General features: G+C 44.7%; 12 protein-coding genes. 5 read left to right on the forward strand and 7 right to left on the reverse strand.

Going from position 1 to position 12,803, the window contains the following annotated elements; translation table 11 throughout:
• The first annotated feature begins 462 nt into the window (after positions 1-462).
• A complete protein-coding gene (locus tag GLO7428_RS13330; protein WP_015189077.1) occupies positions 463-1,056 on the forward strand; it encodes a DUF4142 domain-containing protein in 594 nt (197 codons plus the stop codon).
• A 355-nt stretch (positions 1,057-1,411) separates the two neighbouring features.
• On the opposite strand, the gene GLO7428_RS13335 is transcribed toward GLO7428_RS13330, so the two are convergent.
• Positions 1,412-3,889, reverse strand: coding sequence for an ATP-dependent Clp protease ATP-binding subunit (locus GLO7428_RS13335; protein WP_015189078.1), 2,478 nt, complete (start codon positions 3,887-3,889; stop codon positions 1,412-1,414).
• Between the two features lie 290 nt (positions 3,890-4,179).
• Positions 4,180-4,764 (reverse strand): ribosomal protein S18-alanine N-acetyltransferase, encoded by a 585-nt coding sequence (rimI, locus tag GLO7428_RS13340; protein ID WP_015189079.1) that lies wholly within the window; start codon positions 4,762-4,764, stop codon positions 4,180-4,182.
• 63 nt (positions 4,765-4,827) lie between these two features.
• Between rimI and lysA the strand changes: the two genes are divergently transcribed.
• From lysA to GLO7428_RS13355, 3 genes are all read left to right on the forward strand, one after another.
• Positions 4,828-6,222 carry a diaminopimelate decarboxylase gene (gene lysA / locus GLO7428_RS13345; RefSeq protein ID WP_015189080.1) on the forward strand — a complete coding sequence of 465 codons (1,395 nt, stop codon included), beginning with the start codon at positions 4,828-4,830 and terminating at the stop codon, positions 6,220-6,222.
• 271 nt (positions 6,223-6,493) lie between these two features.
• Positions 6,494-7,423 (forward strand): diadenylate cyclase CdaA, encoded by a 930-nt coding sequence (gene cdaA / locus GLO7428_RS13350; protein WP_015189081.1) that lies wholly within the window; start codon positions 6,494-6,496, stop codon positions 7,421-7,423.
• Positions 7,420-8,169, forward strand: a complete 750-nt coding sequence (locus tag GLO7428_RS13355; RefSeq protein WP_015189082.1) for an isoprenyl transferase — start codon at positions 7,420-7,422, stop codon at positions 8,167-8,169. The genes cdaA and GLO7428_RS13355 overlap by 4 nt, the downstream gene beginning before the upstream one ends.
• Before the next feature lie 113 nt (positions 8,170-8,282).
• On the opposite strand, the gene GLO7428_RS13360 is transcribed toward GLO7428_RS13355, so the two are convergent.
• The 4 genes from GLO7428_RS13360 to GLO7428_RS13375 all read right to left on the reverse strand — a co-directional run bounded on the left by GLO7428_RS13360 (position 8,283) and on the right by GLO7428_RS13375 (position 11,371).
• On the reverse strand, positions 8,283-8,555 hold the full coding sequence (locus GLO7428_RS13360; protein WP_015189083.1) for a DUF3143 domain-containing protein: 273 nt from the start codon (positions 8,553-8,555) through the stop codon (positions 8,283-8,285).
• Positions 8,536-9,087, reverse strand: a complete 552-nt coding sequence (locus GLO7428_RS13365) for a J domain-containing protein (RefSeq protein ID WP_051038504.1) — start codon at positions 9,085-9,087, stop codon at positions 8,536-8,538. Before GLO7428_RS13365 ends, GLO7428_RS13360 begins: the two co-directional genes overlap by 20 nt.
• Positions 9,088-9,195: 108 nt before the next feature.
• Complete coding sequence (locus tag GLO7428_RS13370; RefSeq protein ID WP_015189085.1) at positions 9,196-10,518, reverse strand: O-antigen ligase; 1,323 nt, start codon at positions 10,516-10,518, stop codon at positions 9,196-9,198.
• 16 nt (positions 10,519-10,534) lie between these two features.
• A complete protein-coding gene (locus GLO7428_RS13375; RefSeq protein WP_015189086.1) occupies positions 10,535-11,371 on the reverse strand; it encodes a YaaW family protein in 837 nt (278 codons plus the stop codon).
• Between the two features lie 705 nt (positions 11,372-12,076).
• Between GLO7428_RS13375 and GLO7428_RS13380 the strand changes: the two genes are divergently transcribed.
• The gene (locus GLO7428_RS13380; protein WP_015189087.1) at positions 12,077-12,430 is read left to right on the forward strand and encodes a late competence development ComFB family protein; all 354 of its coding nucleotides are present in this window, start codon (positions 12,077-12,079) and stop codon (positions 12,428-12,430) included.
• A 39-nt stretch (positions 12,431-12,469) separates the two neighbouring features.
• On the opposite strand, the gene GLO7428_RS13385 is transcribed toward GLO7428_RS13380, so the two are convergent.
• Positions 12,470-12,799 carry a DUF3140 domain-containing protein gene (locus tag GLO7428_RS13385; RefSeq protein WP_015189088.1) on the reverse strand — a complete coding sequence of 110 codons (330 nt, stop codon included), beginning with the start codon at positions 12,797-12,799 and terminating at the stop codon, positions 12,470-12,472.
• Between the last annotated feature and the right edge of the window lie 4 nt (positions 12,800-12,803).

The raw sequence follows: 12,803 nt of genomic DNA on the forward strand, positions 1-12,803 counted from the left end.
TGAGTAGCTCATATACATCTTGAATGCTAGTTCATTTGGACAAAGTTCAGAAGTAAGCTAATGTGCCTCTAACCCTTTAAGTAAAACCTCGATGCAAAATTCTGCCATTATGCAGTAGGCAAAACCGTTAGGTTGGTAAAGAAGCAGTTTACCTCAAAGCAGTATTTTTTAATACATCTACCTGTGTTGTTTAAACTTATCCTGAGATAGAGGATGGCGATCAAATACGATTTATTATTAAGAGTTAGGTATACATAGAGACTGTATTTGTTTGCTGTATCAACCAAAAATAAGCTAACAAGATTTTAAAAACAGCAACAATAACTAGGATTAAAAGTCGCTGCGCTTAAAAAGCAGCGAAAAAAGTGCTTGTCTGCAAATTTCTTCACTTTATCAGCCTGACCAGGAGTTGATTAAAGAGAGGAACTTAGAACATGAATCAATTTGTAAGGTAATTCATCAATGCTCAAACGAACACTTGTAACTGCTGCGCTTATGGCACTCAGTTTAGTTGCCGCTTTGGAGTATAAATCTGTAGCTCAGCCACGGGTTGTTGCGGCTGATCCAACTATAGGTGCATCCAAGCAAAACAGAACTAATTTAAGTACCTTAGACAGACAGTTTTTTATTCAAGCCGCCCAAGGGGGAATCGCTGAAGTCATGTTAGGGGAACTGGCGTTGAGGCAGGCATCAAGTCAATCTGTGAGAGATTATGCACAACAGATGATTAACGACCATACGCAAGCAAACAATGAACTTCTGAAGTTAGCTACTGCAAAGGGAGTGGTTCCTCCTAGAACTCCAAATGCTACACAGCTAGCACTGATGAACTTATTGTCTACGCTATCCGGCAACAGTTTTGATACAGCTTACATGAATGAAGCAGGAGTCAGAAGTCACGCTGAACAGGAAGTGTTATACCAGCGTGCAATTGAGTTTGGTCAAGATCCTGATGTGAGAGCTTTTGCTACCAAAGTTTTACCAATAGTACAAAAGCATTTACAAATGGCGCGTGATATGACAAATACATCTACTCAATCAAGGCTGCGGGACTAAACAGAGCCGTTTTCCTCAGAGGATTTTGTTAACTTGGCTGAAAAAGAAGCCTGCTAATACTTTGCTTGTTGCTTGCTATTAAATCTCTCTTTGTTCTACCTAAGAATGTAGCTTAGTTAGCTGATTTTTAGCAAGACTAAGAATATCAGCGACAAGATTGTTGTGACTTCGACCCTACGGAAGTTATTTGTACTTTTACTCTTCGTAGTTACTACAGCTTGCTTGGGATCGCACAGAAAAGGCAATCAAATAGTAGGAATTACAAAAAAAACGGTAGAGAGGATTCAAGCTCTACCGTCGTATTATGTGAATAAGATTTGGGTATAATTACTTACACCCTGTCCCAAGCAATAACTTACTGCTCGACAGCTTGAGGTAACAATTCCCGTCGCTGTTCAGCAAGCACTTTGACGTTACCTGTGTCATCGACATCAACAACCGCTGTGTCACCGTCCTTGATGCGTCCCGACAAAATCTCTTCTGCAAGACTATCTTCAAGTAAACGCATAATGGCTCGGCGTAATGGTCTTGCACCGTAGCTCGGATTGTATCCTTCTTCTACTAAGCGCTCCTTGAAGCGATCAGTGACTTCTAGCGTAATACCCTTCTCGGTTAAGCGCACAAACACTTCTTTGAGGAGGATATCGGAGATTTGCTTGACTTCGTCTTTGGTTAATTGACGGAAGACAATAATCTCATCCAAGCGGTTCAAGAACTCTGGACGGAAGTATTGTTTGAGTTCTTCGTTGACCAAGGAACGAATGCGATTGTATTGCGCTTCGGCTTGGTTCTCAGCAAATTCAAAGCCTAAACCACCGCCACCTTTTTCAATCACCTTAGAACCAATGTTCGAGGTCAAGATCAGCAACGTATTCTTAAAGTCTACGGTGCGACCTTTCGCATCGGTTAAGCGACCGTCTTCAAGAATTTGCAGCAGCATATTGAAGACATCGGGATGTGCTTTTTCGATTTCGTCGAATAGCACAACAGTGTAGGGTCTGCGGCGTACGGCTTCGGTTAACTGGCCGCCTTCGTTGTAGCCAACGTATCCTGGAGGCGAACCGATGAGTTTACTCACGGTGTGGCGTTCCATGTATTCCGACATATCCAAGCGGATCATCGCTTCTTCGGAACCAAAGAAGTAAGCGGCTAACGCCTTCGTTAACTCGGTTTTACCTACGCCTGTAGGTCCAGAGAAGACAAAGCTTGCAATCGGACGGTTGGGGTTTTTTAAGCCAACTCTTGCCCGCCGAATTGCCTTGGAAACTGCTTTAACAGCATCTTCTTGACCGATGAGTCGCTGATGCAAGGTGTCTTCCATGTGCAACAGTTTCTCGGATTCGGTTTCGGTGAGTTTATTAACAGGTACGCCTGTCCAAGAAGCAACGATTTGCGCGATATCTTCCTCAGTCACCACTGGAGAATCATTTTCTCCCTCACGGGTGCTGGTGGTTTTGCTTTGCGCGATCGCCCGAATTTCGGCTTTGATTTCCATCTCGCGATCGCGGAGTTCGCCCGCGCGGTCGAAGTCTTGCGATCTTACCGCATCGTCTTTTTCTTTAAGAACTTGACGCAGTTCTTTATCTAACTCTTTTGCTGCGGGAGGCAGTTGCGAGTTAATTAAACGGACTCTGGAACCTGCTTCGTCAATCAAGTCGATGGCTTTATCTGGTAAGTAGCGATCGCTGATATAACGGTCGGAAAGTTTTGCCGCTGCAACAAGTGCTTCATCCGAGATTTTCAGCTTGTGGTGTTGCTCGTAACGTTCGCGTAGACCATACAAAATTTCGATTGTTTCGTCTACCGAAGGTTCGCCCACCATCACGGGTTGGAATCTGCGTTCGAGGGCGGCGTCGCGCTCGATGTGTTTGCGGTATTCATCGAGTGTTGTTGCACCGATACACTGCAATTCACCTCTTGCCAAAGCAGGTTTGAGGATGTTTGCTGCGTCGATCGCACCTTCAGCCGCACCCGCACCAATCAGCGTATGCACCTCGTCAATCACCAAAATCACGTTCCCTGCCGAACGGATTTCATCCATGATTTTCTTTAGGCGTTCTTCAAATTCACCACGATACTTTGTACCTGCAACGAGCAAGCCGATATCGAGGGTGACGACGCGCTTTTCTTCGAGGATATCGGGAATGTCTTTGTTGGCAATCCGTGACGCCAAACCTTCGGCGATCGCGGTTTTACCTACACCAGGTTCTCCGATTAATACTGGATTATTCTTGGTACGACGACCTAAAATTTGAATAACTCGCTCGATTTCTTTTGCACGACCAACAACAGGATCGAGTTTACCCTCGGCAGCCATTTGAGTTAGGTTCGAGCCAAACTCATCGAGTGTTGGAGTTTTAGTGCGACCAGATTGCGAAGATCCGGCTGATACCTCAGCGGTTTCTCCCAACATCCGAATCACTTGCGTGCGTACTTTAGATAAATCAACTCCTAAGTTTTCTAGTACTCTTGCTGCAACGCCTTCTCCTTCGCGGATTAAGCCTAGTAGCAAGTGCTCGGTACCAATATAGTTATGTCCTAGCTGGCGTGCTTCTTCTAGAGAAAGTTCCAAAACTCGCTTTGCCCGTGGGGTAAACGGAATTTCCACTGCCACAAAGCCGGAGCCTCGACCAATAATTTTTTCTACCTCAATCCGAGCGTCTTTAAGGTTGACGCCCATAGATTTCAGCACTTTAGCCGCTACACCTGTCCCTTCCCCTATCAGACCCAGGAGGATCTGCTCTGTACCTACGAAGTTGTGACCCAGGCGGCGAGCTTCTTCCTGGGCCAGCATGATCACTTTAATAGCTTTTTCTGTGAAGCGTTCAAACATGGCGTTCTTCCATACCTGAGTCGTGCCGGTACGCTGATTTTAGCATAGGCTTCATGTCCGGCTGTCAAATTATGATACAAACTACAGCACGGTTTTCCCTCTTTTTTTGGGAAGATTTATACTTTTTACAACTTTTGCTCTATCAGGTTTTCAGACACCCAGCAAAAGATTTGATCTAGAAGCAAACAAACTTTGGCAACAAGACAAACCCTTTGACATGAGAAGTTTGTTTCTGAATGGTTGCTATTCTTAAAATCGTTAAGCCCCAAGAGTAGATTTGTAGCAGAAATTCACTTTTTTGTCAAGGGCGAATCTGCGGAATATCCACACAAAGCAATTTCTAGCTTCCAACCGCAGCGGGCGAGGCGAGTTTGAATTTGATATTCCCAACTTGCTAAAGTTTGCGGAAATTCGGGTTGCGCTAAACCCCCATGCCAAAGAATTAAGGCATCTTCTCCAGTATCTTTGTAGTAGCGTTTGCGGCGTCCAGCAGTTTTGAAACCGAATTTTTGATACAGCGCGATCGCCGCATCGTTAGAAACCCTGACTTCTAAAGTAGCGCGTTCTAAGCCGCGTTCTTCGGCTACGGATAAGAGTCCGTAAAGTAGCGCTTGACCAAAACCTTGGCGTTGGTATTGCGGATGCACCGCCAAAATGGTAATATGAGCTTCCTCAAGAATTGCCCAAACACAACCCATCCCTAATAATGAATGGGGTTCAAACGGATTGATTAAACCGATTAAATCGCTGTTAGGACTATCTAACTCGCGTTGGTAGGCTTCTAACGTCCAAAGACCGCCAAAGCACGCTTGGTCTAACTCTAGCAATGCCTTGAGATGCTCAGGTGCGAGAAATTTAAGTTCTAATAAAGTCACAGCAGTTTGTACACTGGGAAACGAACCCTACTTACGCCTGTCAAAAGGAAAACATCCACAACTATGGTATCGACTCATCCTGCTGGGGTGCAATCTGGTCGTCAGTATCTTGCAAATTCAACTGGCGCAGTGTCCCCTAACCAACAACTTTTACCACTGAGCGCGCGAATTAACAACAGCGATCGCCTCGAAATTGGCGGGTGTGACGTCACAACGCTGGTACAGCAATTTGGTTCGCCGCTTTATATTGTGGATGAAGACACGTTGCGTACCGCTTGTCGTCAGTATCGCGAGGCTTTTCAAAAGTATTATCCAGGAAGCTCGCAGGTACTTTATGCTTCAAAAGCTTGGAGTTGTCTTGCGGTATGCGCGATCGCACATCAAGAAGGTTTGGGCATCGATGTTGTCTCAGGCGGCGAACTTTATACCGCGTTGCAAGCAGGCGTCAGTCCCGATAAACTTTATCTCCACGGCAATAACAAATCCTTAGAAGAACTCAAATTAGCAATTGATTCAGGCTGCACAATTGTTGTTGATAATTGGTATGAGTTGCAGACCTTAGGTAATTGGTCATCGAGTATCGATCATCCGATTCGCATAATGTTGCGGTTGACACCAGGAATTGAATGTCACACGCATGAATATATTCGCACGGGGCATTTAGATAGTAAGTTTGGCTTTGATCCCAATGAGTTAGATAAAGTTTTTGCGTTTGTTAGTCAACATTCGGCGTTGAATTGCGTAGGCTTACACGCACATATTGGTTCGCAGATTTTCGAGCAGCAACCACATCGAGATTTAGCAGGGGTGATGGTGCAATGGTTGGATAAAGCAAGCGGTTATGGTTTACACATTGAAGAGTTGAACGTCGGCGGCGGATTAGGAATTCGCTACACCGAAGCTGACGACCCGCCGAGTATTGAAGCATGGGTGAAGGGCGTGTGCGAAGCGATCAAAGATGCTTGTGCTGCACAACAGCTAGCACTACCAAAGTTACTCTGCGAACCAGGGCGATCGCTCATTGGCGCAGCGTGTGTTACTGCCTACACCGTAGGAGCATCAAAAACGATTCCTGGAATTCGTACCTACGTTGCTGTAGATGGTGGAATGTCAGATAATCCGCGTCCGATTACTTACCAGTCAGTTTATCGCGCCGTCGTCGCTAATAAGATGTCTGCACCCGCGACGCAAACAGTCACAATCGCAGGCAAACACTGCGAGTCCGGCGATATTCTAATTAAAGAGGCAACTTTACCGCCATCTCAACCAGGAGATATTCTCGTGGTTTTGGCAACAGGGGCATATAACTACAGCATGGCATCGAATTATAACCGCTTGGCGCGACCCGCAGCAGTCATCGTTAAAGATGGAGAAGCTAACTTAATTCTGCGCCGCGAAACTTATCAAGACTTGATCCGGCAAGACTGTCTACCCGCAAGATTATCAACTGAGGTATAACTCAGGGAATTTTTGCGCTGAAATCGAGGAAGATAAAAGAGCTTCTAATCTCTTCCGGCTCATGAGTTCTGATTCCCGAATCTATGTAATGAAAAATTCAGAAACCTTTCTTTTCTGCCCACGCCAGTCGCCTTAACAGGGTAAACCCTACAGTCGGTTTGCTCAACGGAGGACACCTCCCGCACGGCGCAGGCTTCCCTGCACAAGAAGCTGCCTTAACAATAAGTCTTTAACCGGACGTGACATAACCTCTAACCCCTGAACCCCGATCATGAGAGATTTGTGGAAGCAATGGCTGATCGACCTTGGCTGGACGCAGTCGGTGTTGCTTCACATTATTGATCTGGGGTTGGTGCTGGGGTTGACTTATATGGTGCTTGTGATTATTGGTGAACGCCGGACGTTGTGGATGGTGCGGGGGTTTATTCTACTGATGTTGGCATCGGTAGTCAGTGGCAGATTAGAGTTACGGCTATTGAATTTTGTGCTGGAAAAGTTAGTCGTTGGTTGTGCGGTGGCGATCGCTGTCGCATATCAATCAGACTTTCGGCGATTTTTGGAACAACTAGGGCGGGGGGATTTGGGGCATTTATGGCAACCGTCGCGCCGCGCGATCGCCAAGCCAGATAGCGTGATTGATGAGATTGTGGAGGCAGTTAAAGAACTCTCACAAAACCGTATTGGCGCGTTGATTGTTTTAGAAACGAATGGTCCGATTGATGACGCAGATTTTAATTCAGTAGGCGTACAGCTAAATGCTGAAGTGTCGAAGGAACTTATTCAAACAATCTTTCACCCAAAAACGCCACTTCATGATGGTGCCGCGTTGATTCGTGGTTCGCGTCTGGTTGCTGCTGCGGTTATTTTGCCGCTGACGGCACGCACGGCTTCGCGACAGTTAGGGACTCGCCATCGGGCAGCAATGGGAATTACAGAACGCGTTCCAGACAATTGTATTTGTGTTGTTGTCTCCGAAGAAACAGGTTCAATTTCTTTTGCTGAAAAAGGAATACTGAATAGACCACTCACCAGCAGTAAACTGAAGGAATTATTAGAAGCTAAGTTTTCTCCCCCTGTGGAGCGTGAAGCTGTTGCCCCTAGTGTGCTAAGTTGGGTTCGCCAAGTTAGTAGTCAAGGCGTGGCATTTGTATCGCGTTTACTCGGTATATCATCATCAGCTTCTCATCGAAACAAAAAATGACTGTAAAGCCAATTGTGTTACAAGATTTGCCCCCAGATTTAAAACGAGAACGCCTGCCCAAGCACGTGGCAGTCATTATGGATGGAAATGGTCGTTGGGCTAAACATCGGGGATTACCCCGTATCATGGGTCACAAACGGGGCGTTGATGTCTTAAAGGATTTACTACGCTGTTGTCGCGACTGGGGAGTAGCCGCCCTGACAGCCTATGCTTTTTCTACAGAAAATTGGGGAAGGCCACTAGAGGAAGTGGACTTTTTGATGACGTTGTTTGAGCGGGTGTTGCGCAAAGAATTGCGGGAAATGATCGAAGAAGACGTCCGCATTCAGTTTGTGGGAAACTTGAGTGCGCTACCGCGATCGCTACAAGCCGAAATTGCGCGCGCTGTCGCCGAAACTCAACATAATCGCGGAATTCAATTTACAGTAGCAACCAACTACGGTGGACGACAAGAGATTTTAGATGCGTGTCGCGCGATCGCGCATCAGGTACAGCAAGGATTGTTACAACCTGATGACATTGATGAAGCTTTATTTGAACGGCATTTGTATACTGCTGGCATTGGCGATCCTGATTTATTAATTCGCACGAGCGGAGAAATGCGCATTAGCAACTTTCTCCTATGGCAAATGGCTTATGCGGAAATTTATATCACCGAAACGCTATGGCCTGATTTTGACCGTGCCGAGTTTCACCGAGCATTATGCTCTTATCAGCAGCGCGATCGCCGATTTGGCAAAGTGTAAGGAGTGAGTAGTGGCTAGTGATTAGTTATGAGTGTTGAATTGAAGACAGTGTTGAGTTAATAAAAATCTTTATAACTCATCACTCCCCTGACCCCAAAACCCTGACCTCTTCATCAAGGTCCTGAAAAAACTGCTTGCTCGACATCTTCACGGCTCAAAGAGTATTTGAACGAGCGGAGGATGTCTTGTGATGTCGTGCCTACCTTGGTGTAACGTACGGTTAATTGATCGACATCGAGCAGTAACTCAGCTTCCCAATCAGGGCGTTGTACGTACCAACAGTGCAGTTGCTCGCTATCTTGTTGACAACCTTGGCTTCTTAGCCATTCTTCAATGTTCGGTAAGGCGTGGTTATATAAAGGAGTATCAGCAGAAGGGAGAGACATAAGGATTTTGAGTTGATAGGTTAGATTTAACGTATTGCACCGCAACGGGAGGTTGTAGATGAGTTGTTGGTTTAAAACTATCTCCACGGGTGAGCGCAATTGTAATTGCTAATATGACACAGCCGACAAAAGTCAACAGCAACAAAAACAAAGCAAAAATCTCTCCTGATGATAAAGGGCGATCCGTAGGATCGAGATAAGCTGAACGCGATCGCCAAGTCGGAGTTTGCGAAACAGGACGGTTAAGATCAGCAGGTGCTTGCATGACCGCAATTCGCGAATAGCCAATTTTTAAATCATATTGCATGCGTCGCTCTGGATTGCTGAGCGTTGCATAAGCTTCATTAAGTTGCTGAAACTTTGCCGTAGCACTTGCTTTGGGTAAATCTGTGGTGTCGGGATGGTAGCGTTTACTCAGTTCCCGATAGGCGCGGCGAATTTCGATCGCAGAGGCTGAAGGGTGAAGTCCCAGCAGTGCGTAATGACTATTTTGATCGCGGATAAACGTGCGATCGCGCTCCTGTTGTGGCATTGCCTGATCTTGACTCACGGCAGTTTAATTCAGCATCGCTCACAATACTTCTTGTCTATTTTAAAACTAGATCTCCCTTTTCCACGACGCTGGAGGCGAGTATAGATATTATCTATTTTGCAGAAATGGCTGTGCTAGGCGTGTATTGGCAACACCACAAATTGCCGCTAATAATATCCACACTAGGGTATTCAGGCGTAAATCAAAAATTGTGACATCTACAGTATTGAACAATACACACGCAAAAAAAGCGACAAGATAACTAAAGAAAATGATTTTATCTTGAGGTTGTATTTGATTTAAATTGGTAAATTGCCAATTATGCAAAAGTCGAATACCGCGAAATAAAATCCAACCAACCCAAAGGCTGAAGAGCGTAATACCTACAATTCCTGTTTCTGCGGCGAACATCAGAAAAAAGTTATGCGGATGTCCTAACCAAACGTGCATTTGTTTTTCATACAGCGGTGTAAAATTACGCAATCCCCAACCAAGTAGCGGACGTTGTTGCGTTAAAGATAGTGCAAACTGCCATTGAGTTGTCCGTAAAAAAGGAATTGGGCGATTGGGATAGAGTTGATCGGTCAATCTTGCCCAGAAAAATTGCGGTACAACTGTTCGGAGTAGAAGACTCAATGGTGCGGGAGCAAAAGCAGCGAGTAAAATCGTACCTGCGATCGCACTCACGCCCGCGACTAACCATCGCCAACCCAGATAAACGGCAAAAGCAAGAATTGCCAAGCAGGCGATCGCCCAAGCATTGCGTGAATTTGTCAATATTAAAGCAACAAAATTGCCAATCACTGCCATAAATAAAAGCGTGTCAGTGACGCTTGCTGATGACAAGTAAAATCTTGGAACACGCGCGAGAAATAACCCTAACGCCAAAATAAAAGTAATCACCAAATACCCAGCAAGAATATTGGCGTACATGAAAACAGCAGCCATACGCCCAGGAGGATTACCTTGCGCAACTAGCGTCCAACCAAGAAAGCCTGAAAACGCTGCTGGTGTTGCCCAATTAAGTAATAATTGCCCAAAGCCAAGAATGATGACAGGAATAGAGGCAATCGCCAAGATTTGAGATAATTGCCGCAACTGAGTTGGTGTTTGAATCAGCGTACTGAAGGCAGCAAATAAGAGAAAAAATGGTAAGAAGTTGAATAAACCTAACGTCGCAGCTAGGCGATCGTCAGCAAAAATCGCTGTCATGACGAGCCAAATCGCTAAAACTGCTAGTCCCCGATTCAGTGGATCGCGGACAATTTGGCGGTACTTGTATCGCCAGGTAGTAACTAGTGCTAAAAATATCCCTAAAGCTCCTAAAATTGGAACTAAAGGAAAAGTCAGTAATCCTAGTTGCGCAAAGTTCCAGGCAGGGCGCAGACGGGCAATAAGGTGCGATTGTAGTATTTGATTGTACTTGCCCATCTGGCGATCTCCAATTTTATGCAGGCTGCCAGTATTCGGTGCGAGTTAGGCGAATTTGAGCAAGTGCAAAGATCGTGGGAATAATGCGACCATAGTTTGTGGCGATCGCCCGCCATCCTAAATCAGCAAAGAACCACGTCCATAGTGCGGGTGCGACACAGGCAAACACACCGCGCACTGCACCGTATCGCGCGGCACTCATCGCCATACCGCGTTGTGCGGTTTGCAATGCTAGATGACTCTGAAATTGCGCGGCTGCGGCTGTACCACCTTTCACAAGGGCTTGTTTGGCAACTTGATAACTCGCAAAATGAACGGCAAACTGTCGGGCAATTTGCTGAAGTAGGATCGGTTTTAAAACTGAACTGACAGCTAAAGCACTACCGCCTTTCACAAGTAGTGCTACTGGGTTTTGGTGAACGATTGCGGGGAATGTGGCACTTGCTTGCGCGAGCGATCGCTGTATTCGCCTTGTTAAGCTTTGTTGTTCTTGCGCTGGTAGTTGCCGCCAAGCGCGCCCTAATAGGTTTAAAAAGATTTCTGCCTCTAAATCAGTTGTCGTTAGGCTACTCGAAAAGGGAATTTTTAAATAACGACACACTCGAATTAATGTTTGGCGATAGGTAACTTGTTCTGTACGCCCTTGCAACACAGTCATGCCATCAGCGGCTAAATAGCGAAATCGTTGCTCGATGGCGTCTATCCATGACGAGCGATCGCGACTTTGCACTTCTATTGGTTCAGGAGTGTGTAGATAATCAAGCGGATTAAATTTACGACGAAATAAGATATTTGTCAGTTGCTCTAACTCTTCTTCAGTGGCTAATTCTAGCGCCGCTCTTAGCTCGTCCAACGTCGCTTCCTCCAAGACCCTTGCTACCTTATTCTACTCTCTGCTTTTCCTAGTGAGTACTCATTCGCAGTCGTTTTTCAGGCACTTATTGAGATAAATGAAAGCTAAGCGTGTATTTTGTTTGTGTTATTTTAGCTACACTCTAAGGCGATATATCTAGCCAATTATCATTTATATCTTAAATACTTACTGAGTCAATATTTTTCGTTTTACTAAAGGTATTCTTGATTACCAATCAAGTTTTCAGACTAACTTTGATTTAATTCTGATGTCTTTGCAAAAATTAGCTCATTTGGCAAAGAATAGCTGTTTACTATATTGTTTATCTGGCATTCTCTACTTTTATTCAGCAGTTATCTTGATCCTTTTGAGTAAAGTATTTTGTTTTGTATAGATTTGTGCTGCAATAACATCACTCAAAACTAATATAGTTTATATATTAAGATAGTGGTGCATTAGGTTTTATCCAAGCGAAAACTTGCGTACGGGGGTTCACCCGTTGAGCAAAGTTTCCAAGACAATAGTATTGTTTTTTACAAAAAAGTTTGTTGACAAGTCATAGCGGCGATCGTCGATTTGTTTAGACGAAAATGCTAGCTAATACGCTAAGCCTCAGCGCTAGCCTCCAGAGGAGTGTCAGTTACGCAAAGTTACGAATCTGTAATCTGCACATAGCATCAATTCAATTGGAGGTGAAAATTAAAGATGTTTAAGACAGTAGTCAATTTAACACAACAAGCGGTTATCTCGGAAATCGAAAACGTTTTAGATGCGTATCCGTGTCATCCTTACCAAAAAGCCTTTGCAATTCCAGATTTAAGACAAGAATTAATTGCCTATGTTCTTAATCGAATTCCTTGCGTCTATAGTGTTGTAGACAACGAACGAAAAGCAATACTACTCAATTATCAGTTACCAAGTGCCCAGCAACAAATTCAATTAGAAAACTTGATTCATCAAGGGATTTACGCGATTTTGCAAGAAAAATCTGACTGGGTAAATCGCCACCTTCCTGAAGCAACGCAATGTAGTGTTGAACCGTCGCATTGGTTTGGTTAATGTAGACTGGCTGGGCGGCTATTTACCAAAATATTAATTTCATTTCAAGGGATCGTGTCCCCAGTTTTTTAAAGAGTATCGCCATCGCGAGTTTTCTATATCGCTTGATGGCTTTTGTGCTGTATGACGATGGACATAACTAATGACCTTTTTCATGTGCGCTAAGTCGTCATCGGTATAATCGCTTTTCTTCTTTTGTAAAAGTTCAACAATGCGTTTCCCAGATTTATGACCAATTGATTCATCATCGCCATCTTTTTGCCCTACCGATTGCGACTCTTCGGTATCTAACCAAGAATCAAGTTCTTTTGGTGTCATATTAATAACATCAAAAAACTCTTCGGTAACTGATTTATCATCCTTGCTCATAGAA

The organism is Gloeocapsa sp. PCC 7428, from assembly GCF_000317555.1.
In the GTDB taxonomy this organism is placed as follows: domain Bacteria; phylum Cyanobacteriota; class Cyanobacteriia; order Cyanobacteriales; family Chroococcidiopsidaceae; genus Chroogloeocystis.

Bases quoted from the DNA above. Each gene is read 5' to 3' on its own strand.
- GLO7428_RS13330 (WP_015189077.1), top strand. From the start codon at position 463: ATGCTCAAACGAACACTTGTAACTGCTGCGCTTATGGCACTCAGTTTA.
- GLO7428_RS13335 (WP_015189078.1), bottom strand. From the start codon at position 3,889: ATGTTTGAACGCTTCACAGAAAAAGCTATTAAAGTGATCATGCTGGCC.
- lysA (WP_015189080.1), top strand. From the start codon at position 4,828: ATGGTATCGACTCATCCTGCTGGGGTGCAATCTGGTCGTCAGTATCTT.
- cdaA (WP_015189081.1), top strand. From the start codon at position 6,494: ATGAGAGATTTGTGGAAGCAATGGCTGATCGACCTTGGCTGGACGCAG.
- GLO7428_RS13355 (WP_015189082.1), top strand. From the start codon at position 7,420: ATGACTGTAAAGCCAATTGTGTTACAAGATTTGCCCCCAGATTTAAAA.
- GLO7428_RS13360 (WP_015189083.1), bottom strand. From the start codon at position 8,555: ATGTCTCTCCCTTCTGCTGATACTCCTTTATATAACCACGCCTTACCG.
- GLO7428_RS13365 (WP_051038504.1), bottom strand. From the start codon at position 9,087: ATGCCACAACAGGAGCGCGATCGCACGTTTATCCGCGATCAAAATAGT.
- GLO7428_RS13370 (WP_015189085.1), bottom strand. From the start codon at position 10,518: ATGGGCAAGTACAATCAAATACTACAATCGCACCTTATTGCCCGTCTG.
- GLO7428_RS13380 (WP_015189087.1), top strand. From the start codon at position 12,077: ATGTTTAAGACAGTAGTCAATTTAACACAACAAGCGGTTATCTCGGAA.
- GLO7428_RS13385 (WP_015189088.1), bottom strand. From the start codon at position 12,799: ATGAGCAAGGATGATAAATCAGTTACCGAAGAGTTTTTTGATGTTATT.